At 71.9% G+C, this 21,586-nt stretch carries 24 protein-coding genes and 1 pseudogene; 7 read left to right on the top strand and 18 right to left on the bottom strand.

Translation table 11 applies throughout. From position 1 onward, the window contains the following. Positions 1–110: 110 nt before the first annotated feature. The 7 genes from Air01nite_RS01745 to Air01nite_RS01715 form a co-directional block, all read right to left on the bottom strand. Entirely contained in the window at positions 111–872 is a 762-nt protein-coding gene (locus Air01nite_RS01745; protein ID WP_203699990.1) for a hypothetical protein, read from the bottom strand. A 96-nt stretch (positions 873–968) separates the two neighbouring features. Continuing rightward, positions 969–1,691, bottom strand: a complete 723-nt coding sequence (locus tag Air01nite_RS01740; protein WP_203699989.1) for a response regulator — start codon at positions 1,689–1,691, stop codon at positions 969–971. Further along, positions 1,661–2,791: a hypothetical protein gene (locus Air01nite_RS01735; protein ID WP_203699988.1), complete on the bottom strand. Its 1,131-nt coding sequence runs from the start codon at positions 2,789–2,791 to the stop codon at positions 1,661–1,663. The genes Air01nite_RS01740 and Air01nite_RS01735 overlap by 31 nt, the downstream gene beginning before the upstream one ends. Then, positions 2,781–4,031: a sensor histidine kinase gene (locus tag Air01nite_RS01730; RefSeq protein ID WP_239090424.1), complete on the bottom strand. Its 1,251-nt coding sequence runs from the start codon at positions 4,029–4,031 to the stop codon at positions 2,781–2,783. Before Air01nite_RS01730 ends, Air01nite_RS01735 begins: the two co-directional genes overlap by 11 nt. Before the next feature lie 68 nt (positions 4,032–4,099). Next, positions 4,100–4,510, bottom strand: a complete 411-nt coding sequence (locus tag Air01nite_RS01725) for an ester cyclase (RefSeq protein ID WP_203699987.1) — start codon at positions 4,508–4,510, stop codon at positions 4,100–4,102. Beyond that, on the bottom strand, positions 4,507–5,466 hold the full coding sequence (locus tag Air01nite_RS01720; RefSeq protein ID WP_203699986.1) for a complex I subunit 1/NuoH family protein: 960 nt from the start codon (positions 5,464–5,466) through the stop codon (positions 4,507–4,509). Before Air01nite_RS01720 ends, Air01nite_RS01725 begins: the two co-directional genes overlap by 4 nt. Beyond that, positions 5,466–6,035, bottom strand: coding sequence for an NADH-quinone oxidoreductase subunit C (locus Air01nite_RS01715; protein WP_203699985.1), 570 nt, complete (start codon positions 6,033–6,035; stop codon positions 5,466–5,468). The genes Air01nite_RS01720 and Air01nite_RS01715 overlap by 1 nt, the downstream gene beginning before the upstream one ends. Before the next feature lie 22 nt (positions 6,036–6,057). Here Air01nite_RS01715 and Air01nite_RS01710 point away from each other — a divergent pair, with 22 nt between their 5' ends. Then, positions 6,058–7,035 carry an isopenicillin N synthase family dioxygenase gene (locus Air01nite_RS01710; protein WP_203699984.1) on the top strand — a complete coding sequence of 326 codons (978 nt, stop codon included), beginning with the start codon at positions 6,058–6,060 and terminating at the stop codon, positions 7,033–7,035. Here Air01nite_RS01710 and Air01nite_RS01705 read toward each other — a convergent pair. After that, complete coding sequence (locus Air01nite_RS01705) at positions 7,032–7,208, bottom strand: hypothetical protein (protein ID WP_203699983.1); 177 nt, start codon at positions 7,206–7,208, stop codon at positions 7,032–7,034. The genes Air01nite_RS01710 and Air01nite_RS01705 overlap by 4 nt on opposite strands. A gap of 108 nt (positions 7,209–7,316) precedes the next feature. Here Air01nite_RS01705 and Air01nite_RS01700 point away from each other — a divergent pair, with 108 nt between their 5' ends. From Air01nite_RS01700 to Air01nite_RS01690, 3 genes are read left to right on the top strand one after another with little or no spacing between them, the layout of a single operon-like run. Continuing rightward, the gene (locus Air01nite_RS01700) at positions 7,317–7,814 is read left to right on the top strand and encodes a SigE family RNA polymerase sigma factor (RefSeq protein ID WP_203699982.1); all 498 of its coding nucleotides are present in this window, start codon (positions 7,317–7,319) and stop codon (positions 7,812–7,814) included. Further along, positions 7,807–8,541 (top strand): hypothetical protein, encoded by a 735-nt coding sequence (locus Air01nite_RS01695; protein ID WP_203699981.1) that lies wholly within the window; start codon positions 7,807–7,809, stop codon positions 8,539–8,541. The genes Air01nite_RS01700 and Air01nite_RS01695 overlap by 8 nt, the downstream gene beginning before the upstream one ends. A gap of 47 nt (positions 8,542–8,588) precedes the next feature. Then, positions 8,589–9,641, top strand: coding sequence for a glucose 1-dehydrogenase (locus Air01nite_RS01690; RefSeq protein ID WP_203699980.1), 1,053 nt, complete (start codon positions 8,589–8,591; stop codon positions 9,639–9,641). Here Air01nite_RS01690 and Air01nite_RS01685 read toward each other — a convergent pair. Together Air01nite_RS01685 and proB are read right to left on the bottom strand one after the other, a co-directional pair. After that, positions 9,638–10,882, bottom strand: a complete 1,245-nt coding sequence (locus Air01nite_RS01685) for a glutamate-5-semialdehyde dehydrogenase (protein WP_203699979.1) — start codon at positions 10,880–10,882, stop codon at positions 9,638–9,640. The genes Air01nite_RS01690 and Air01nite_RS01685 overlap by 4 nt on opposite strands. A 71-nt stretch (positions 10,883–10,953) precedes the next feature. After that, positions 10,954–12,063, bottom strand: a complete 1,110-nt coding sequence (gene proB / locus Air01nite_RS01680; RefSeq protein ID WP_203699978.1) for a glutamate 5-kinase — start codon at positions 12,061–12,063, stop codon at positions 10,954–10,956. Between the two features lie 61 nt (positions 12,064–12,124). Here proB and Air01nite_RS01675 point away from each other — a divergent pair, with 61 nt between their 5' ends. Continuing rightward, positions 12,125–12,436, top strand: coding sequence for an MGMT family protein (locus tag Air01nite_RS01675; protein WP_203699977.1), 312 nt, complete (start codon positions 12,125–12,127; stop codon positions 12,434–12,436). 134 nt (positions 12,437–12,570) lie between these two features. Here Air01nite_RS01675 and Air01nite_RS01670 read toward each other — a convergent pair whose 3' ends face one another. Genes Air01nite_RS01670 through Air01nite_RS01640 form a run of 7 tightly spaced genes read right to left on the bottom strand, consistent with a single transcriptional unit; the run spans position 12,571 to position 19,606 of the window. Continuing rightward, positions 12,571–13,746 carry a PIN-like domain-containing protein gene (locus Air01nite_RS01670; protein WP_203699976.1) on the bottom strand — a complete coding sequence of 392 codons (1,176 nt, stop codon included), beginning with the start codon at positions 13,744–13,746 and terminating at the stop codon, positions 12,571–12,573. 50 nt (positions 13,747–13,796) lie between these two features. After that, the gene (locus Air01nite_RS01665; protein WP_203699975.1) at positions 13,797–15,110 is read right to left on the bottom strand and encodes a DUF2252 domain-containing protein; all 1,314 of its coding nucleotides are present in this window, start codon (positions 15,108–15,110) and stop codon (positions 13,797–13,799) included. Positions 15,111–15,148: 38 nt separating this feature from the next. Beyond that, positions 15,149–15,937 (bottom strand): SDR family NAD(P)-dependent oxidoreductase, encoded by a 789-nt coding sequence (locus tag Air01nite_RS01660; RefSeq protein WP_203699974.1) that lies wholly within the window; start codon positions 15,935–15,937, stop codon positions 15,149–15,151. Then, on the bottom strand, positions 15,937–16,470 hold the full coding sequence (locus tag Air01nite_RS01655; protein WP_203699973.1) for an NADH-quinone oxidoreductase subunit B: 534 nt from the start codon (positions 16,468–16,470) through the stop codon (positions 15,937–15,939). The genes Air01nite_RS01660 and Air01nite_RS01655 overlap by 1 nt, the downstream gene beginning before the upstream one ends. A 10-nt stretch (positions 16,471–16,480) precedes the next feature. Beyond that, positions 16,481–17,935 carry a pyridoxal phosphate-dependent decarboxylase family protein gene (locus Air01nite_RS01650; protein WP_203699972.1) on the bottom strand — a complete coding sequence of 485 codons (1,455 nt, stop codon included), beginning with the start codon at positions 17,933–17,935 and terminating at the stop codon, positions 16,481–16,483. Positions 17,936–17,946: 11 nt separating this feature from the next. Next, positions 17,947–19,329, bottom strand: coding sequence for an MFS transporter (locus Air01nite_RS01645; RefSeq protein ID WP_203699971.1), 1,383 nt, complete (start codon positions 19,327–19,329; stop codon positions 17,947–17,949). A 37-nt stretch (positions 19,330–19,366) separates the two neighbouring features. After that, entirely contained in the window at positions 19,367–19,606 is a 240-nt protein-coding gene (locus Air01nite_RS01640) for a GntR family transcriptional regulator (protein ID WP_203699970.1), read from the bottom strand. Positions 19,607–19,768: 162 nt separating this feature from the next. Between Air01nite_RS01640 and Air01nite_RS01635 the strand changes: the two genes are divergently transcribed. Together Air01nite_RS01635 and Air01nite_RS01630 are read left to right on the top strand one after the other, a co-directional pair. After that, positions 19,769–20,083 (top strand): hypothetical protein, encoded by a 315-nt coding sequence (locus Air01nite_RS01635; protein ID WP_203699969.1) that lies wholly within the window; start codon positions 19,769–19,771, stop codon positions 20,081–20,083. Next, entirely contained in the window at positions 20,080–20,370 is a 291-nt protein-coding gene (locus Air01nite_RS01630) for a hypothetical protein (protein WP_203699968.1), read from the top strand. Before Air01nite_RS01635 ends, Air01nite_RS01630 begins: the two co-directional genes overlap by 4 nt. 95 nt (positions 20,371–20,465) lie before the next feature. Here Air01nite_RS01630 and Air01nite_RS01625 read toward each other — a convergent pair. Next, positions 20,466–21,586, bottom strand: a pseudogene (locus tag Air01nite_RS01625) (hypothetical protein); the annotation flags it as partial.

Below are 21,586 nucleotides of genomic sequence, written 5' to 3'. Positions count from 1 at the left end.
GGTTCACATACTGCCGTGATTGGTGGTCTTGATTCAATCCGTGCGGCCGAACGCAAACAGGGCGCCCGGGGTGGGCGCCCTGTTTGCCGGGGAGGGATGGGACCGACGGACTAGGCGGGTCCGCCGCCTGTGAGGCCCCATTGTTCTTGGACCGGGGCCGGGTGGTAGTAGTCGTCGCGGTTGACGAACTCGACCGGCAGGCCGCCCGGCAGGGCGACGCCGCGCTGCGGGTCGGTCAGCTCGTCGAGCAGCAGGGCCGAGCCGGCCCGCAGCCGCAGCTCGTCGCGGTCGCGCGGCGACAGCTCGACGATGTCGGGGTTGGTCAGCCGGAAACCGGCGATCGAGCGGCGGACGTGCAGCGCCAGCTCGCGGCCGTCGCCGGCGACGCCGCCGGAGAGCATCAGCGCCGGGCGCCGGTTGGAGCGCATCGAGTCGCAGACGATCAGCACGCCCTGTGGGCCGGGTGCGGGCAGCAGGTGCAGCCGCCAGGGCCACTGCCAGAGGATCTGGCCGGTGGCCACTCGGGTGCCGCCGCCGAGGGCGGGCCGGCGGCGCGGCCGGGGCGGCCCGAACGACGCCACCGCGCGGTGCCGAGGCGCGCCGACCCGGGCGAGGTCCCAGTCGTCGCAGACGTACGCCAGCCGGCGGTCGGTGATCGTGACGTCGGCGGGCCGGGGCAGGGTCCAGCGCCGCTCGACCTGCCCGCCGGGCGGGCCGATCAGGTAACCGGCGACGTTGACCTGGCCGCGCCAGCGCACCTCTTCGCCGGGATCGAGCACGATCGCGCGCTGGCGGTCGAGCACCGGGCTGGTGTCGTCGGGGTTGGGGTCATCGAACCGGTACGGCTGGATGAAGAAAGGGGTGGCGGTCATCTGGACGGGGCCTCCAGGGTGAGGAACCTGTCACCATGTTGGCTTCGCGCGCACGCAGTGTCATGACAGTCAACCGGGGGTCGGTCGATCGGCGGGTTAATCCGATGGCCGATCGGGTGACGCGTATGACCGGTACGTCCCGATCTCTTCGGGCCGGATCAGCCCGTCCTCGATCGCCCGCGCGAGCAGCGCCGATTTGGTCGCCGCCGGCCGCCCGGCCCGGGCGTACTTGATCCGCGCCCGGTCCACGTATTGCTTGACGGTGTGCTCGCTGATCTGCATCCGCTTGGCCACCGACGCCTTGGACATCGACTGGAACCAGAGCAGCAGCGCCTCACGCTCCTTGTCGGACAGCGACGGCCGGGTGCTGCGCCGGTCGCCGACCATCGCGCCGGCCAGCGAGGGCGGCACGTAGGGCCGGTCGGCGGCCGCGGCCAGCACCGTGTCGACGCAGTGGTCGCGCCCCTCGTGCTTGGCGAGGAACGCCACCGCGCCCGCGTCGAGCACGGCGAGGATGGTGGACGGCTCGTGGTGCTCGGAGTAGACCACCACCCGCTGCCCGGAGGCGGACAGCTCGCTCACCTTGTCGACCACCATCCGGCCGTGCAGCCGCAGGTCGAGCAGGATCACGTCGGCCGGGCCGGCGGTCAGCACCGCGTCGACGTCGTCGCCGGTCGCCACGACCTCCAGCCGCGGGTCGGCGGACAGCCACGAACGCACGCCCTCGAGGACCACGGGGTGGTCGTCGACGATCGCGACCGCCACCCGTGCGTCCCCCGACCCGTACGTCATGCCGCCCGCCATCGTGTCTGCGCCCATAGGAGTTCCTCGTCCCGCTCGTACCAGTAGTCCACTACGCCGTTCATCGGCCAGGAGTGCGCCTCCTTGGCCGGCCCCGCCGTCGCCGGGGTGGTCAGGCTGACCACCACCTCGTCCGGTTGTGCCACCACCGTCACCCGGGCCCAGTCCCGCGCGGTCGCCAGCGTCGCGGCCAACGGCTCCGCGAGCCGGCGCCGGATCGCGACGTCGAGCTCGGGCAGCTCGCCGACCGCGATCAGGTCGACCGGCACGCCCTGGCGCTCGGCCACGTCGACGCAGGCGCGCAGCTCGTGCAGGAGTGGGTCGGGGACGTCATCGGACTCGGCGATGAGGCGGCGGAGCCGGGCCGCGGCGAGCGCGCAGGACCGCTGCACGTCGAGGTCGGCCGGGTCAGCGCGCCCGGTGGCGAGGTCGTGCAGCAGGGCGCCGGCGGCCTCGGAGACGATGCCGAGCCGCTCCTGGCGTTCCTGCTGGGCGTGTGCGGCGCCGAGGCGCTCGGACTCCAGTGCGGCGCGGGCCGCCTCGCTGACCGCTGCGTTGCTCGCGGTCTCGCGCAAAGCGCTCATCGCCGCGTGGAGGGCGATGGGCAGGACGCCGGTGCCGTAGATGTACATGACGAAGCGGCTCAGGTCGACCGCGCCGTGCCCGTCGGGGCTGGCCGCGATGACGCCGACCAGGCCGAAGACGGCGTTGGCGACGAGCACGCCGACCAGCGTGCCGATGCCTCGGTCGTAGAGCAGGAGCAGCGCGAACCACCCGATCGTGCCCCAGGCCCAGTTGAGGCTGGTGAAGATCTTCAGGTCGGGTGTGACGGCGATGACCAGCACGTCGACGATCAGCAGCACGGCCAGCAGCGGGAGGACCGGCACCGCGAATCCGTAGAACAGCCGCGCGGTGGCGAGCACGCCGACAACGACGAACAGCACCCAGCCGGCAGCCGCGGCCCAGGGCACGCGGTAGTCGGTCCAGCCGCCGGCGATGCCGGGCACGTTGACCGCGAAATGCCAGCCGAACGCGATGACGACGGCGGCGACCCGGCCGCCCCGGTCGGCCGTGGCCACCACGGCGGCGCCGGCGCTGCGCAGCCGCTCAGCCGACATCGACCCACTCCAGGTGAATGCGCGTCCCGTTGCCGGGCGCGGTGTCGATCCGCGCGGCACCGCCGACCGCCGCCATCCGCGCCATGATCGACTCGCGGATGCCGTATCGATACGGTGGGATCGCGGCGATGTCGAAGCCGGGGCCGACGTCGATCACCTCGACGGTCGCCGACTCCCGGGTCTGGTGCAGCCGCAGCCAGGCGACCGATCCCTCGGCATGCCGCACCACGTTGGACAGCGCGGCGTCGGCGCTCTCCGCGATCGCGTCGGCGACGGACGACGGCACCAGACACGGCTCGAGCGCCGCGGTCAGTGGGTAGCCCTCGTAGCGCTCGACGATCAGCCGCAGCCGCTCGTCGAGCGAGACCTTGGCCGCCGGGTCGGCGACCGGGCGGCGGGCCGGGTCGAACAGGGTGCGCAGGTCTGCCGAGGCCCGGGCGCGCAGCATCGGCGACTGCCCGGCGACGCCGCCGAGGCCGACCATGGTCAGCGTCGAGAGCACGGTGTCGTGCAGGTCGCGGTTCTGCTTGCGCTCGGCCTCTCGGGCCGCCCGCGCGATCACCGACTCGCGGTGTGCGCGCTGGTACTCGGTGAAGATCCCGTCGGCGGCACGGGCGCTGCGCCGGGTGACGTAGACCAGGCCGGCCGCGAGGAACGTCTGCACGACCAGCAGGATCGTGTGGCTGATCGCCTCGGCCTTGTGGCCGGAGATCAAGGCTCCGACGCAGTAAGAGGCGGCCAGGACGAACCCGAACAGCACGCCGTGCACCACGCGCAGCGCGAACTGGGCCGTGATGATCGAGGTGCTGGCGAGCACCGCGATCCAGCTCACGCCGCCGGGCATCACGTCGGGCGCGACCAGCACCCGCATGCACAGGCAGGCGATCGCGGTGAGCGCGCCGTCGACCAGGACGACCCGGGCCCGGATGCCGTTGTCGACGGTCTGGCGATAGAAGACGTAGGACCAGATCGTCAGCACGACGACGGCCAGCGCCAGCGGCACCGACTGCACCGGAGGCTCCTGGACCGCCAGCGCGACGACCGCGACCGCGATGCCGCAACTCAACCGGATGGCCGCCGGGAACAACGCGTAGACCCTGGCCAGCGCGACGCCGGCCGGGTTGGCGGTCGGCTCCGGCGCCGGCGGCTCGGCCACGGGGGCCAGCGAGATCGGCTCGGGCCGGAACCACGGCCGGTCCGGCGGGCCGGAGGTCGGCCGCCGGGGGCTATGGGTGGGCACCGACGCACCCAGACGCGTGTCGATGCCGGCATTTAACCACGCAACGCGCGCGTGCGGTCACCACGCTGCTAAGCGGGTGGCAACATTTCGACACCGAGTTGCTGAAGAAGTTGGAACAGCTCGTTGACGCTCCACACGTCGGCGATCAACCCGTCGGCGTCGAAGCGCAGGAACGTGGCGCCCGAGTAGCTGACCACCGCGCCGGTGGGCGGCACCGGGCCGAACTGCCCGAGCTGTGTGCCGGCGGCGCGCCAGTGCACGGCCGCCCGGTCGCCGCTGACGACCAGGTCGACGACCTTGTAGCGCAGGTCCGGAAAGGACGCCCGGCGTTCCTGGTGCCAGGCGAGCACGCCGGCCGGGCCGCTCGCGCCCAGGCCGGGGCAGTCGGGCGCGACCAGCTCGTATGCCGTCGTCTCGTTGGTGCCGTTCCAGACGTCGGCGATCAACCGGCGCACGGCCGCTTCGCGGTCAGCGGTCACAGCGCCACCCGCACCGCGGCGGTCAGCACGAGCTGGCCGAGCGACACCGGCACCAGCACCAACCAGCACAGCCGCTGGAGCTGGTCCTCGCGCAGCCGCGGGTAGGCGACCCGGAACCAGATCACCACGAACGCCACCGCGAAGATCTTGACCAGCGTCCACAGCCAGCCGAGCTGGTCGTCGAACGGGCCCTTCCAGCCGCCGAGGAACAGCACCGTGGTCAGCGCCGCGATCACCACGATGCCGACGTATTCGGCGAGCAGGAAGAAGGCGAAGCGCAAGCCGGTGTATTCGGTCAGGTAGCCGAACACCAGCTCGGAGTCGGCGATCGGCATGTCGAACGGCGGCCGGCGGATCTCGGCCAGCCCGGCGACGAAGAACACCACGAGCGCCGGCAGCTGCCAGAGCAACCACCACGGCCGCCAGGCCTCGACGATGCCGGTCAGGCTCAACGTGCCGGCGGCCATCGCGACGCTGGCCGCGGCGAGCACCATCGGCAGCTCGTAGCCGAGCAGCTGTGCCGCGCCGCGCAGGCCGCCGAGGAGGCTGTATTTGTTGGCCGAGGCCCAGGCCGACATGAGCACCGCGACCACGCCGACACCGAGCACCGCGAGCACGAAGAACAGCCCGACGTCGAGGTTCTGCCCGACCAGGTCGCCCGGGCCGAGCGGGATGACCAGCAGCACCAGCAGGTAGGGCACCAGCGCGACGATCGGAGCCAGGCGGAACACCGTGCGGTCCGCCGCGGCCGGCGTCACGTCCTCCTTCTGCACGAACTTGATGCCGTCGGCGATGAGCTGGGCCCAGCCGTGGTAGGCGCCGGCGTACATCGGGCCGAGCCGGCCCTGCATGTGTGCCATCACCTTGTGCTCGGTCTGGCCGACCACCAGCGGGAGGACCAGGAACGCGGCGACGACGCCGACCACACGGACGAGGACCTCGAGCCAGAGTGGCATCAGGCCGGCCCCCATTCACCCGGGGCGGGGACGCCCGGCGGGCGCATCGGCGCGCGCTTGGTGGTGCCGGCCTCGCTCTCGCCGGGCTCCTTGGCGCCCGGCCAGGCCTTGGCGACCCGGGAGGCCAGCACGAACTCCTTGCGCAGCGGGTGGCCCTCGAACTCCGGCGGCAGGAGCAGGGGCTTGAGGTCGGGGTGACCGGCGAAGTCGATGCCGAACATCTCGTGCGTCTCGCGCTCGTGCCAGCTCGCGCCCGGGTAGATCGGCACGACCGTGTCGACCACCGGCTCGGCGCGCGACACCCGGGTGCGCAGCAGTAGGCCGTGGTTGCGCGTGGTCGACCAGAGGTGGGCGACCACGGCGAAGCCCTCGTCGAGCTCGTCGACGGCGGAGAGCCAGTCGAAGAAGTCGCAGGCCAGCTCGGCGTCGTCGCGGGCGACCAGGGCCGCCTGCGCCCACCGGTCGGGCGGGACGTCGACGGTCGCCCGGGCGTGCGCGTTGCCGCCGGAGACGGAAGGGTCACCGGCGACGAGCTCGACGAGCCGTGCTCCGATCTCCTCCGGGGTCATGCGGAGATCCTAGGCTTTCGGCATGACTCAGACGAGGCTCCCGGTGATCGATGTGGGTCCGCTGCGTGCCGGTGGCGATGTCGATCAGGTGGCGCGAGAGATCGAGTCCGCCTGCCGGGACACCGGGTTCTTCTACGTCACCGGGCACGGGGTGCCGGCGGCCATGGTCGCCCGACTGGACGCCGCGGCCAGGGAGTTCTTCGCGCTGCCCGAGACCGAGAAGATGGCGATCGCGATGCGGCACGCCGGCCCGGCCTGGCGCGGCTACTTCCCGCTCGGGGGCGAGCTGACCGCGGGTCGGCCCGACCGCAAGGAGGGCATCTACTTCGGCGAGGAGCTGCCGGCCGGCGACCCGCGCGCCGGGCTGCCGCTGCACGGCCGCAACCTGTTCCCCACCGCCGTGCCGGCGCTGCGCGACGCGGTGCTCGACTACCAGGCCGCGCTGACCGCGTTGGCCCAGGACGTGCTGCGCGGCGTCGCCCGCAGCCTCGACCTGCCGGCCGACTACTTCGCCGCCGGCTACACCCGGGTGCCGACCGTGCTGTTCCGGATCTTCCACTACCCGCCGCAGCCGCCGGAGACCGACGCGTGGGGCGTCGGGGAGCACACCGACTACGGCCTGCTCACGCTGCTGGCGCAGGACGAGAACGGGGGACTTTCGGTGCGTACGCCGAGCGGCTGGGTCGACGCTCCCCCGCTGCCCGGCACGTTCGTCTGCAACATCGGCGACATGCTGGAGCGGCTCACCGGCGGGTGGTACCGGTCGACCCTGCACCGGGTGCGCAACCGCAGCGGCAACGAGCGGCTGTCGTACCCCTTCTTCTTCGACCCGGACTTCGGCGCCGAGGTGCCGCCGCTGCCCGGTCGTGCCCGCACGACAGCGGCGGGTGAGCCGCGTTGGGACGGCGCGGACCCGGTCGCGTTCACCGGTACCTACGGCGACTACCTGACCGCCAAGGTGGCCAAGGTCTTCCCGGAGCTGTTCGCGGACAGCCTCTAGTCGGTCTCCGGGCGCTCGTCGAGGCGGTGCGTGCGGTCCGGCAGGCGGCCGGCACGGCGTGCCGCCTCCGCCTGTGCGGAGTTGCCGTAGCAGCTCGGGCAGCCTTCGTCGTCGCACGGGTCCTGGACCAGTCGACGGGATTGCGAGCCGTTGATTTGCCGCGATCGCGTCATGGCTCTCAGTTTCACCCCAACAACGCCCCGGCGTCGGCCGAATTACGACAATCTCTTGGCGCGGCATCGACGGGCTAATGTGATAGGGCCCTCGACCCCGGGAGAGCTGTGCCGCCCGACAAGCTCGACTTCGCGGAGTTCTACGCCGCGTCGTTCCGCCCCCTGACGCATCAGCTGTTCGCCCACACGGGCGACCTGGCTGAGGCGCAGGACGTGGTGCAGGAGGCGTTCTGCAAGGCGTGGCCGCGCTGGTCCACTTTGGATGATCCAGGCGCCTGGGTCCGGCGGGTCGCCTGGAACCTCGCCACGAGCCGCTGGCGTCGGGCCCGGCGGTTGCTGCACCTGACCCGCGGCGCCCGCGAGGAGCACGCGCCCGGCCCGGGGCCTGACGGCGTCGCCCTGCGCGCCGCGCTGGCCACCCTGCCGGAGCGGCAGCGGCAGGCGGTGGTGCTGTTCTACCTGGCCGACGCGTCGATCACCGAGATCGCGGAGCTCACCGGCGCGGCCGAGGGCACGGTCAAGTCCTGGTTGCACCGCGGTCGGGCGGCGCTCGCGCTGCGCCTGGCCGACGACGTGCCGGCCGGCTCGGAGGTACGCAGTGCTTGAGACCGACCGCGTCCGGGACGCCTTCACCGACCTCACCGACTCGATCGACCCCTTCCTGCGCCCGCCCGGCGTCGAGTCGGTGCACACCACCGTGCGGCGCCGCCGGCAACGCCGGTTGGGCGTCACGGCGGCCGCCGCGGTGGCCGTGGCCGCCGTGGCCGGTCTCGCGCAACTGCCGGCGATGGAGCAGCCCGCACCCGTCGTGGCGGACCAGCCGGCGCCGGCGGACACCCTGGCGCCCACGGCCGGCGCACCGTCGCCGGCGCCGCCCAGCATGGGGACTGCCTCCGCGGGCGGCCCGAGCGCGGCCGTGACCAGGACCCCGGGCCGGGGCCAGGACGCCGGCGGCCCGCGCACCGGCCGGCCGACCGAGCCGGCCATGCCGCCGCCCGCCTGCGCATCGACCGTGAGCGCGACCGCGAACGGCAGCAACCTGGTCATCGCCGCGGACGTGATCTGCCCGGGTGAGACGATCGCGGTGTCGTGGGTGACCTACGAGGCGCGGCGGGACGGGTCCCAGCAGTTGTTCGCCAACGAGCGGCTGACGCTCACCGAGGCGCAGGATCGGGTGACCGCCACGCTGCGCGAGTCGCCGACCTGCGTCGGACCCTGGTACGTGCTGCGGGACGACCCGGCCATTCCCGCCACGATCGCCGCCGAGGAGTCGAAGCCGTTCCCCGCCGGCACGGTCGTGGCCAGCGAGGACGGGGAGATCTGCCTCAGCTGAGCGGCGTTTCCGCGCGCGGGCACCGCGCGCCGCGCAAGATGGTTCCTATGCGGGCCCTGACCGTCACACCCGGGACCAGAGACTCACTGCGCCTCGACCCGGACTTTCCCGAACCGGACGAGCGGGAGGGCGGTCTGCTGGTCGAGGCGGTCGCCGTCGGGGTCTGCGGCACCGACCGCGAGATCATCGCGGCCGACTACGGCGAGGCCCCGCCCGGCGACGACAGGCTGGTCCTCGGGCACGAGTCGCTCGGCCGGGTGGTCGAGGACCCGACCGGCCAGTTCAAGTGGGGCGACCTCGTCGCCGGGATCGTCCGGCACCCCGACCCCGTGCCGTGCGCCAACTGCGCGGCCGGCCAGTGGGACATGTGCCGCAACGGGCAGTACACCGAACACGGCATCAAGGGCCTCGACGGCTTCGCCCGCGACCGGTGGCGGATCGAGCCCGGGCACGCGGTCAAGCTCGACCAGACGCTGGGCCTGCTCGGGGTGCTGCTGGAGCCCACCAGCGTGGTCGCCAAGGCCTGGGAGCTGATCGACCGGTTCGTCGAGCGCGACCCCTGGGAGCCCGAGAACGTGCTGGTCACCGGGGCCGGGCCGATCGGGCTGCTGGCCGCCCTGCTGGGCAAGCAGCGCGGCCTCGACGTGCACGTGCTCGACCTGGCCACCGACGGGCCCAAGCCGCAGCTGACCCATGACCTCGGTGCGACGTACCACAGCAAGCCTGTGCACGAGCTCGGTTTCGCGCCCGACCTGGTGCTGGAGTGCACCGGCGCGGCGCCGGTCGTGTTCGGCGTGATGGACCACGTCGGGCCGTGCGGCATCGTCTGCCTGACCGGCGTGTCCACCGGCGGGCACCAGATCCCGGTGGACGCGGGCGCGCTCAACCGGGCCCTGGTGCTGGAGAACAACGTGGTCTTCGGCTCGGTGAACGCCAACGCCCGGCACTGGAAGGCAGGCGCCGACGCGCTGTCCTCCGCCGACCGCAAGTGGCTGACCCGGTTGATCACCCGCCGGGTGCCGGTGGAGCACTACGCCGAGGCGTACGCGCCGCCGCGCGCCGACGACATCAAGGTGGTCGTGGAGTTCGCGGAGCGCTAGGACCGCAGTTGGCCGTCCCCGGTCACCACGTATTTGGTGGAGGTCAGCTCCGGCAGGCCCATCGGGCCCCGGGCGTGCAGCTTCTGTGTCGAGATGCCGATCTCGGCGCCGAAGCCGAACTCGCCACCGTCGGTGAACCGGGTCGACGCGTTGACCATCACCGCGGCCGCGTCGACGGCCGCCACGAACTCGCGGGACGCGCCCAGCGACTCGGTGACGATCGCCTCGGTGTGCTGCGTGCCGTAGCGGCGGATGTGCTCGACGGCCGCCGCGAGCGAGGGCACGACCGTGGCGGAGATGTCGGCCGAGAGGTATTCGGTGGCGAAGTCCTCGTCGGTCGCCGGCACCACCGCGGCGGAGTGGGCGGCCACCTCGGGCGAGCCGTGCACGGTCACCCCGGCCTCGGCGAACGCGGCCAGCACCCGGGGCAGGAACGCGTCGGCGACGTCCGCGTGCACCAGCAGTGACTCGGCGGTGTTGCAGGTGGACAGCCGCTGGGTCTTGGAGTTGAGCACGATCGCCAGCGCCTTGTCGAGGTCGGCGGCGGCGTCGACGTAGACGTGGCAGTTGCCGACACCCGTCTCGATCACCGGCACCGTCGACTCCTCGACGACCGCGCGGATCAGCGAGGCGCCGCCGCGCGGGATCAGCACGTCGACCAGGCCGCGGGCGCGCATCAGCTCCTTGACCGAGTCGCGGGTGGACGAGTCGAGCAGCTGCACCGCGTCGGCCGGCAGCCCGGCCACCTCGAGGGCGTAGCGGAGGATCTCGACCAGCATCGCGTTGGAGTCGGCGGCCGAGGACGAGCCGCGCAGCAGCGCCGCGTTGCCGGACTTGAGGCAGATGCCGGCGGCGTCGACCGTGACGTTGGGCCGGCCCTCGTAGATCATGCCGACGACGCCGAACGGCACCCGGATCTGCCGCAGCTCGAGCCCGTTGGGCAGGGTCGAGCCGCGGACGACCTCGCCGACCGGGTCGGGCAGCGCGGCCATGTCGCGCAGGGCGCCGGCGATGGCGCCGACCCGCGGCTGGGTCAACGCGAGCCGGTCGAGGATCGCGTCGGAAAGGCCGGCGGCGCGGCCGGCAGCCACGTCGGCGGTGTTCGCCTCGAGGATCTCCGGCGTGCGCGCGACCAGCGCGTCCGCCATCACGAGCAGGGCATGGTCCTTGGCCGCCCGTGGCGTCGCCGCGAGGGTGACCGCCGCCACCCGAGCCCGCTCGGCCTGCTCCCGCACGCTCATCTCTGCCCCTCTCGAAAGGAACGGTCCGTTGTTAACGCTTTCCGCATAGGAACGGTCCGTTCCAAACCCTCTTACAGCAATACCAGGTCGTCGCGGTGGACGACCTCACGCTCATAGCCCGGGCCCAGCTCGGCGGCCAGGTCGCCGGTCGAGCGGCCGAGCAGCGCGGGCAGCTCCACCGCGTCGTAGTTGACCAGGCCCCGGGCGACCGGCTCGCCATCGCTGTCGACGAGGTCGACCGGGTCGCCGGCGGTGAACACACCGTCGACCGCGGTGATGCCGGCGGGGAGCAGGGACTTGCGGCGGGCCACCACCGCCTGCACGGCGCCGGGGTCGAGGTGCAGCCGACCGCGCGGCGAGGTGGCGTGGGCCAGCCAGAACAGCCGGGCGGCGGGCCGCTGGCCCATCCGGTGGAACAGGGTGCCGACCGGCTCGCCGGCCAGCGCGGCCCGCGCGTGGGGTGCCGCGGTCAGCACGACCGGAATGCCGAAGCCGGTGGCGATCCGGGCGGCCTCCACCTTGGTCACCATGCCGCCGGTGCCGACGCCGGCCTTGCCCGCGCCACCGATCGTCACGCCGGCCAGGTCGTCCTCGCCGCGCACCTCGTCGATCTTCTGGGTGCCGGGCTTGCGCGGGTCGCCGGTGTAGAGGGCGTCGACGTCGGAGAGCAGCACCAGCAGCTCAGCGTCGACCAGCGCCGCGACCAGCGCGGCGAGGCGGTCGTTGTCGCCGAACCGGATCTCGTCGGTGGCCACCGTGTCGTTCTCGTTGACGATCGGCACGGCGCCGAGGTCGAGCAGCTTGCGCAGCGTCCGGTAGGCGTTGCGGTAGTGCGCGCGCCGGGTCACGTCGTCGGCGGTCAGCAGCACCTGGCCCACGGTCAGGCCGTGGCGGGCGAACGCGGCCGCGTACCGCCCGATCAGGAGCCCTTGGCCGACGGACGCGGCGGCCTGCTGCGTGGCCAGGTCGCGCGGGCGCCGCGGGATGCGCAGGGGGGCGAGGCCAGCGGCGATCGCGCCGGACGAGACCAGCACCACCTCGCGGCCGTCCTGGCAGGCCGCGGCCAGCACGTCGGCCAGGGCGTCGACCCGGCCGGCGTCGAGCCCACCGTCGGCCGTGGTCAGCGACGACGACCCGATCTTGACGACGATCCGGCGAGCCGTCGTGACTGCTTCGCGCACGGGGTCCATTCTGCGCGGTCGGTCACCCAAGATCACTTTGAGATCCCATAGTGTGGCCGGCGTGGAGCCGGAGGAGTACGTGGAGGAAGTGCTCGCGGTGGTCGAACGCATCCCACCGGGACGGGCGATGTCCTACGGTGCGATCGCCGACTACCTGTCGGAGCGCTCGGGCCGCTCGTCCGCCCGCCTGGTCGGCTCGATCATGGCCAAGCACGGCGGCGGCGTCCCCTGGCACCGCGTGGTGGCCGCCAACGGCCGAGTGGTGCCGGGCCACGAGCAGGAGGCCCTGGCCCGCCACGTCGGCGAGGCGACGCCGCTCAGGAACGGCCGCGTCGACCTCGCCCGTGCCGCGTGGTGGCCAGATGAAACGTAGAAACGACTGGCCGGCGGCGACCGGTGTGGGTGTACCTGACCCAACGCTGGCTTGAGGCGTTCAACGTGCACACGACCCTGGCCTGATCCGCGCATTCAGGTGAAATCAGGCACCCCACTCGTCCCAGAGGCGCTTCAAGCCTTGGGGTCGTCTTCCGGCTGCGGCGGCTGCCGAAGGTTACGCGCACGTAGTCTCTGCCTGAGATCAAGCAACAGCCGGTTGAGTTCTTCGACGTCCGCCACTTGCTGGGCAGGTTCCCAGAGTTCGCGCAGCTGAATTGCGGTTATCGGCGACGTGTCCACAAAGTAGCGTCCTGCTTCTATGAGGCGCGCCCATTCTTCGTCGGGAGTCGGCAACGTGGCCCGCAAAGTCTGTTGGATAGGCTTCCGCGTCTGCCTGGCATCCTCGCTCGGCGGCGGCAGTTCCGCAGCCTGTTGGATGGTGTCTTCACTGACGTCGGCCTTGAGCGAGGTTCTGGCGTGATGAAGGAACGACTGCGTTGTCAAAAGCACAAAGTCGACGCCGGCCTCCCGCTTCGCCTCTGCGACCAAGTCAGGCAGGGCCCCAAGCGTGCGGCCGGACGGTCGCCACACCCAGTCGTCTTTCGTCGTGTCACGGGTCACGAACAACAGCGGTAGCTGCCTGTCCCTCGCTTCGTTCAGTGTCTGGCGCCAGAGAAGGTAGTCGCCGGCCGGGTCAGATTTACCAACATCGCCGAACCCCGGTGGAACTTTCTCCTTCACGCGACGGGCAGCTTCGGTCCGAGCCGCCTTCTCGTCAGCGTCAGCCAGCGGCGCGCCAACCTTCCCGTCGAGGAGCTTCTCGAGTTGCTCGTAGATCGGGTCGCGGCGCATCGCGTCGGCGCCGATGCCGTGACGGTCCCGAAGCTGCTCTAGCTGCGCGATTGCCGCGCCGAGCCCATCGAGGACCTTGCCAAGTATCGATTCGCCCGCCCTCTCCGGCAGGGCGACGCGCTTGACGAAGTTGGCGACCTTAGGTTTGAGCTCCTTCTCGACGTCCGCCTTAAAACGCGATATCGCTTCGATCGCCTCCTTGTAGGATCCGCCATGGCTTGCGATGACATCCGCCCGGTTCTTGTGGAACTCCAGCGCCACCTGGTGCGGTATCCACAACCGCTCGCCGACCGCGCGGATCGCATTCAGCAGGTCGGCGCGCGAGTCGGGCGTGAACCGGTAGGCGTCCAGGAGCACGTTCGCGTCGAGGACAACCATGCCGCTTGTTATGGCCACCCGGGTCGCCTCTTCGTCAGACGGCAACCAGTGGCTGAAGTTGTCGCGAAGACCAGGCACAGCGCCAGGTTAGCGATGGGACGAACGACCCGTAATCCGACTTCCAGGCATCAATCGAGGCCCTGCATCCGCCCGTTGCGGAACAGGTCGACGAAGATCTGGTGGTCCGCCCGGGCCCGCACGCCGTAGGCGTGTGCGAACTCGACCAGGTGGGTGACGAACCCGCGCTCGTCCTTGTCGACCGCCGCCACGATCGACTCCTCGGTGGAGAAGTCGACCAGGTCGTGGCTGGACTCGTCGTCGGCGACGGAGTGCATCCGGGCCACCGCGCGGCCCAGGTCGCCGACCACGCCGGCCAGCTCGTCGGGCTCGTTGACGTCGGACCAGTCCAGATCGGCGGCGTACGGCGAGACCTCGGCGACGAGTTGCCCGATGCCGTCCAGCTCGGTGAAGCCCACCCACGGGTCGGCGTGCGCCTGCAGCGCCCGCTGCGACTCGGCCGTCCGGTGCCCCTGGTGCTGGAAGTAGTCACGGACGTGACCGTCCGTGATGTGCCGGGCCACCGCCGGCACCTGCGCCTGCTTCATGTAGATGACGACGTCGTTCTCCAGCGCCTGCGTGTGCCCTTCCAGCAGCAGGTTGTAGGAGGGCAGCCCGGCCGAGCCGATCCCGACGCCCTTGCGCAGCACCACGTCCTTGATCCGGGTGGCCACCGGCCGGTGCGCCGCGAGCTGCGCCGGCAGCGTCTCCAGGTACTTGTCGAACGCCGCGACCACCGCGGAACGGCGGGCGTCGTCGATCTCGTAGACACCGTCGCCGATCGCGAACCGCCGCTCGAAGTTGTCGATCGTGGTCTGGGCGTCGAGCATCGACACCCGCGTGCTCAGCCGGGCCTGCTGGAGCACGGTGCGCAGCACGCCGTCGGCGTTGGCCAGCGTGATCGAGCCGATCGCGTCGTCGCCGCCGGCCGCGATCGCGCGCAGCTCGGTCAGGTAGGCGTCGGCGAACCGGCCGACCAGGTCGCTGATCACGTCGTCGGAGAGCGCCTTGGCGTAGCCGATCAGCGCCACGCTCGCCGCGAACCGCTTGAGGTCCCAGGAGAACGGCCCGACGTACGCCTCGTCGAAGTCGTTGACGTTGAAGACCAGCTCGCCGGAGCCGTTCATGTAGGTGCCGAAGTTCTCGGCGTGCAGGTCGCCGTGGATCCACACCCGGCTCGTCCGCTCGTCGAGGAACCGGTCGTCGGCGAAGTGGCCGGTGAGGTCGGCGTAGAAGACCGCGGCACTGCCCCGGTAGAACGCGAACGGCGACGCCGCCATCTTGCGGAACTTGCGCCGGAAGGCGGCGGGGTCGAGCGCCATCAGCTGGCCGAACTCGGTGGTGAGCACGTCCAGCAGGTGGGTGGAACGCCGTTCGTCGGTCATGAGCGGAACGCTAGACCCAGCGCGCCACCCGGGTCATGTCAGGATTCCGTCAACTCCGCCGCGCGGGCGGCCAGCGCGGCCCGGAACGCGGGGTCGTAGGCCTGCGCCCGGACCCGCTCCTCGCGCTCGCCGTCGAAGTAGACACCCGTCACCTCGTCGAGCGCCGGGTCGACGACGAGCCGCAGCGTGGCGCGCAGGCCCTGCTCCAGGGTCGACACCGGTGCGAACTGCGCGACCCGCACCAGCGTGGTCGGCATCAGCGTCGCCGGATGCAGGCAGTTGGCGGTGATGCCGGTGCCGTGCAGCTGGGCCGCGAGGTCGAACGTGTCGCAGATCATGGCCAGCTTGGCCCGGCGGTAGGCGCGGATTCCGTCGTACTCCTGCGCCATCATGAGGTCGTCAAGGTCGATGTCGGCTTGGCCGATCGACGCGACGTTGACGATCCGCGCACGCGCCGACTTGCGCAGCAAGGGCAACAGCAGACGCGACAGGAGGTACGGCGCCAGATAGTTGACAGCCAACCGCAGTTCGATGCCCTCGCCGGTCAGCTCGCGCGGCGCGCCGGGCGCTCCGAAGCCGACGGCGGCGTTGTTGACCAGCACGTCGAGCGCGTCGCAGCGGTCCGCGACCTCCGCGGCCAGCGCGCGCACGGCGGCGGGCGACGCCAGGTCGGCCCGCAGTGCCACGGCGCCGGTCGCGCGCGCCACCTCGGCCAGCCGGTCCGCGTGCCGCCCGTGCAGCACCAGCTCGTGCCCCTGCGAGGCCAGGGCCAGCGCGAGCGCCCGGCCGAGCCCGTCGGACGCGCCCGTGATGAGGATTCGCGCCATCAGCGGCGGTCGCCGTTGGGCGGCGGCACCAGCGGCGCGGTCAACGCCAGCGGGTCGGGGCGGGACACGCCGCCCGGGCCGGCCTGCTCACCGGCGATCTTGTCCTGCAGGCGGAGGATGCCGTGCATGAGCGCCTCGGGCCGGGGCGGGCAACCGGGCACGTACACGTCCACCGGGATGATCTGGTCGACGCCCTTGGTCACCGAGTAGGAGTCCCAGTAGGGCCCGCCGCAGTTGGAGCAGGCGCCGAACGAGATCACGTACTTCGGCTCGGGCATCTGGTCGTAGAGCCGCTTGATCGCCGGCGCCATCTTGTCGGTCACGGTGCCCGACACGACCATCAGGTCGGCCTGCCGCGGCCCGTGTGCGAACGGGATGACGCCGAGCCGCATGAAGTCGTGCCGGCCCATGCTGCTGGCGATGAACTCGATCGCGCAGCAGGCCAGGCCGAAGTTGAAGACCCACAGCGAGTAGCGCCGGCCCCAGTTGAGCACGAACCGGATGGGTTCTCCGAGTACGGCGGGCAGTTCCACGACTTCCAGGCTAGTCGAAGGTCGGGCGTTGCAGCAGGCCCAGGAACTCGACCAGGAGGCGCTCGCGGACCGGGACGGGTGCGGCGTCGAGCAGGGTGTTGATCGCGGCCGTCCGGGCCGGCAGCGGTCCGCCCGGTCCGCCGAGGCCCAACCCGGCGGCCAGCCCGGCCACCACCTCGCTGGTCAGCGTCGCCGGGTCCAGCGCCGCCACCGTGTCCAGGAGCCCCGGCGGCAGCGCGGCCGGGACCCGGGCGCGGGCGGCCGCCTCGGCCAGCGCCACACCGAACTCGGCCACGTGCGGCGCCACCGAGGCCGTCACGGTCAGGTGGATGCTGGCCGGCAGGTCCCCGTACGACAGCTGCGCCTGGGTGTGGAAGCCCCGCTCGGTCAGCTCGTCGGCCAGCACGAACAGGTCGGGCCCGCCGGGGGTGCTGGTGAAGCAGACGACCGTCGTGTCGGCCGGCGCCATCAGCCGCAGCCCGTCCACCGCCTCGACCGCCGCCGCCAGCCCGGAAACCGCGTCCCGGGTGATCTCGGCCAGCCGCAGGTAGCCGTCGTCGCCGATCCGGCGCAGGGTGGCGTACGCCGCCGCGATCGGACCGCCCGAGCGGGTCGACGAGACGCCCGGGTTGATCATCGTGTAGCCGGGCCAGTCGCCGAAGGCGAAGTACTGCGGTGCTCGCAGCGACGGGTCGCGGTGCAGCAGCACGGACGTGCCCTTCGGCGCGTACGCGTACTTGTGCAGGTCCACCGAGATCGACGTGACGCCGGGCACCGCGAAGTCGAACGCGGGCAGATCGGCGCCGAGCCGGCGCAGGTAGGGCAGCGTCCAACCGCCGAAGCAGGCGTCGACGTGGCAGCGCACCCCGGCCGCTGCCGCCACCGCTGCGATCTCGGCGACCGGGTCGACCACCCCGTGCGCATAAGACGGCGCCGAGCAGGCGACCAGCACGGTGTCAGCGGTGATCGCGGCGGCGACGTCGGAAACCGGCGGACGCAGCGTGTCGACGGAGACCGGCACGGCGTCGAGCCGCACGCCCAGGTAGTGCGCCGCCTTCGCGAACGCGGCGTGCCCGGTCACCGGCACCACGATCCGTGGCTCGGCGAGGTCCGGCCGGGCGTCCCGGGCGGCCTTCACCGCCAGGATCAGCGACTCGGTGCCGCCGCTGGTCACGTTGCCGACCACGTCCGGCGCGCTCGTGCCCGGCCCGCCGCCGAGCAGCCCCGCCGCCGCACCGACGAGTGCGTTTTCGAGAGCCAGCAGCGACGGGAACGCGGTCGGGTCGAGGCCGTTGACCGACGCGGAGATCGCGTGCGCCGCGTGAGCCAACTCGTCGAGCCCGGGCACGCCGGGGTCGTAGACGTAGGCGAACAGCCGTCCGCCGTGCGTCGGCTGGTCGGCCGCGCGCAGCCCGCGCAGCTCGTCGAGGATCTGGTCGGCCGGCACACCCTGTGGCGACAACATGGCTGGAAACGCTAGTTGACCACCGCGGGCGCCGGCACGTCGACCGCCGCCCGCAGCTTCGCCTCGGTCAGGTCGTAGCCGCGCATCAGCAGCACCGCCAGCCCCACGATCAGCCCCGGCAACACGGTGAAGCCCAGCAGCACCCCCAACCGCGCGGTGCTGTCCTGGGCCGCGGCCACGCCGGACGACGACGAGACGTACCCGAAGATCTGCAGGACCAGCAGGTAGATGCCGGGGCCGAGGGCGAGGCCGAACGTCTCGCCGGCGGTCCACAGGCCGGTGAACACGCCGGCCTGCCGCTTGCCGGTGCGGGCGGTGTCGTACGCGATGCAGTCCGGCAGCATGGCCATCCCGAACACCTGCTGTCCGGCGTACGCGACGCCCATCAGCCCGACGATCACGTAGACGACCGCGGCCGGCAGCACCGGTGCGAGCACGAGCAGCACGGCGGCGGAGGCGAACAGCAGCGACGCCAGCACGAACGCCCGCGCCTTGCCGACCCGCGCGCCCACCCGGGTCCACAGTGGCATGACCAGCAGGGCCGGCGCGACGAAGCAGGCGAACAACACCGTCGGGCCGGTGTCGGGGGAGTCGAGGACGTGGTCGGCGAAGTACTGCACGCCGGCCAGGATCATCGCGATCCCCACGGCCTGGATCACGAAGCAGATCAGCAGCAGCTTGAACGGCCGGTTGCGGGACGCCACCGCGAGTTGGGCGCGCAGCGACGGCTCGCTCTCCTTGACCGTTCCGGTCGGCGCGCCGGCGGTGCCCGCGAACACCGCGATCGTGCCGATCACGATCAGCCCGGCGACGAACACGCCCATCCAGCGGTGGCCCGGGATCCCCTCGCCGCCGGCGTTGACCACCAGGGGTGCGATCGCGCCGGAGACCAGGATCGCGATCGCGAGCACCGCGACCCGCCAGGTCAGCAGCCGGGTCCGCTCGCTGTAGTCGTCGGTCAGCTCGGCGGGCATCGCCACGTAGGGCACCTGGAAGAAGGCGTACGCGGTCGCCGCCAGCAGGAACGCGAGGGCGACGTAGGCGCCCTGCCCGGAGCCGAACGGCGCCGCGAAGATCGCCGCGAACAGCACGGCGAGGACCAGACCACCCACCAGCAGGTACGGACGGCGGGCGCCCCACCGGCCGCGGGTGCGGTCGGAGATCCGCCCGGCCACGGGGTTGACCAGCACGTCCCAGGCCTTGGGTGCCCAGACCAGCACGCCGGCGAGCCAGGCGGCCACCCCGAGGGTGTCGGTGAGGTACGGCGCCAGCAGCAGACCGGGCACCGTGCCGAAAGCGCCGGTGACCAGCGAACCGAGGGCATATCCCGCGTGCACCCGACGGGGTAGCTGGGTACCCGATCGGGTGGTCGGTCGATCGTTCACTACGGTCATTCCTCCGCGAGGGGTCGGAAGGCTTGACGCTGACGTGTCAACGCCGCGTGACGTAGGCTCCCCGACCCTGCACGATCTCCACAAGACCTTCGTCCACCAGGACCCGCAGAGCCTTGAGCGCCGTGCCGCGCGCCACGCCGTAGGTCTGCACGAGCTGGACCACCGAGGGAATCGGCCGGCCGGGTTGGAACTCCCCCGACTCGATCGCCGCGCGGATCGAGTCCACGAGTTGGCGGTAGACCGGCACCGGTCCCTCGTGGTCGATCTCCAGCTCCATGGCCCGAACGTAGCCGTGGGCGATAGGCCACGTTCTGTTATGGCAGACCATGGACCACCACGGACCACCCCTGTAGCGTCGAGTGGGTCAGGAACAAAGGACGGGCCGGGCGGTGCGTGAACACCGTGGCTCCCGGCCCTTGACCACCCCAGGAGGTGGCCCGTGAACATCCTGCCCGAACCCGCCCCGTCCGCACAGCAGACGCGACAGCGGCTCGCGCACCCATCGTGGTGCATCCGGACCGACTGTGCCGAAAACGGCGAGCACGTCAGCCGCTGGCACAGCGTGAACCCTGACCGGCCTCAGCTTGTCGAGATCGACCTACGGCTGTCGCGGGGGATCGTGCGCCCCGCCCCGACATGGATCGAGCTTGCGGCACGGGTCGGGAGCGACCGCCACGTGTACGAGTTGAGCCGCGCGCAGACCGCCGCGCTCAAGCACGTGTTGGGCGCCCTGCTGGCCGAGATCCGCGCATGATCCGCGCGGTGGTGGTGCGCCCGACCCCCGGCTACTCGGAACGCGCGCAGGCTGGCGTTGACACCTGCATTTGGTGGATCCAGTCGCAAGGCTGGCGACTTGTGGGGGTGGCGGATGCGGCCGGCGCCATGAAGATGCACGCCGACGGTGGCGCCGACGTCGTCGTGGCCAGCCACGCTCACCACGTCCCGCCCCCGGACCACGTGAAGATCGTCGCGGACGAGATCACGTCGGGGCCGCGGCGCCCGCGGTGGATCCCGACTCAGGAGCGCCGCCGCGCCGGCTGAGCGCCAACGCAGAGACACGAAGCGGCCCGCTACCCCCGGACGGTTAAGGGTAGCGGGCCGCTTCGTGCGTCACGTCCTGAGCGAGTGCGCCCAACTCAGGGCGTGACGACGTCCACCATGACCGCGAAGCCGGTCGTGACTGTGATGCCGTAGCCGCCGAGCGCCGACGTGGCGATCGTCTCCACGTTGGTCTTGACGTTGACGTCGGTCAGCGTCCGGGCGCCGTGCACCTCGAAATAGCGGGTACCCACCTTCAGGTTGGCCACCGTGATGAACCCGGTGTTGACCGCGTTACTCGGGTAGACCAGACCGCCGCTGAACCGCTGGAACTTCTCCGCGATCGTCGCACCGCCGGTCGGGGTGACGTCCTGTAGCAGGGCCGCGTTGTCCGGGTGCACGAGGATGGTCAGGTCAGCCGGGTCTTCGGCCGCGGTCGCGGCCATCACCTTGGCCATGGCCGACCGGATCGCCGCGGGAACGTCGGCGGTGAACGCGACCGCGGCGCCGGCCGCCGTCTCCACGCCGTCGATGAGCACCTTGTCCATGTCGAGCGCGATGCCGAGTTGGTGCATTCCGATGATCGCGCCCGCGTCGGCGCCGACCTGCGACTCTTCGCTCAGGTCCGTCCAGCGGCCGAACCGACCCATGGTCAGGCTGCCCGCGGCGGACGTGGCGTACTCCGTCACCGTCACGCCCTCGCCGACCGAGGCCTGAGCGGTCGGCAGGGTCAACTGCGGGAACTGCGCGAAGATCGCGTCCGCGGGCTGGCGGGGGATGTTCGCGACCACGTGCAGCAGCCGCGGACCGGCGAGCACGTTGGAGCCCCACACGCGCCCGGCGCCGAGGGTGCCGGTCACCAGCGTGGCGAAGGTCGCGTCCGGGTTGTCCGCGACGAACCGACCCGGCGACCGGGCATCGAGCGCGGCCTGTAGCCGGTCAAGCACCTCCGGCCGGTAGGCCAGCGGGTGCACCGCCGGAGCGGCGGGCCGCTCGCGGGTGAACGTCTGACCGGGCAGCGGACGCGCCGTCGGGTTGACCGCGGTCGGGCCGGGGTCGGGCGCCGGGGTCGGCGCGGCCGGCGCGGCGGAGCGCAGCGCGCTGACGAGTTGCTCCAGGGTGAACGTCACGGGCGCCGCCGACGTCGGCGCGGCGGTCGCCACGGGCGCCGAGGTCGGCGCGGGCGCGGTCGTGGTCGGCTCTTCGGGCTGCATGCCCA

The sequence above is a fragment of the Asanoa iriomotensis genome (assembly GCF_016862515.1).
GTDB classification, from domain to species: Bacteria; Actinomycetota; Actinomycetes; order Mycobacteriales; family Micromonosporaceae; genus Asanoa; species Asanoa iriomotensis.
This window is presented reverse-complemented; position numbering and strand designations above follow the sequence as displayed.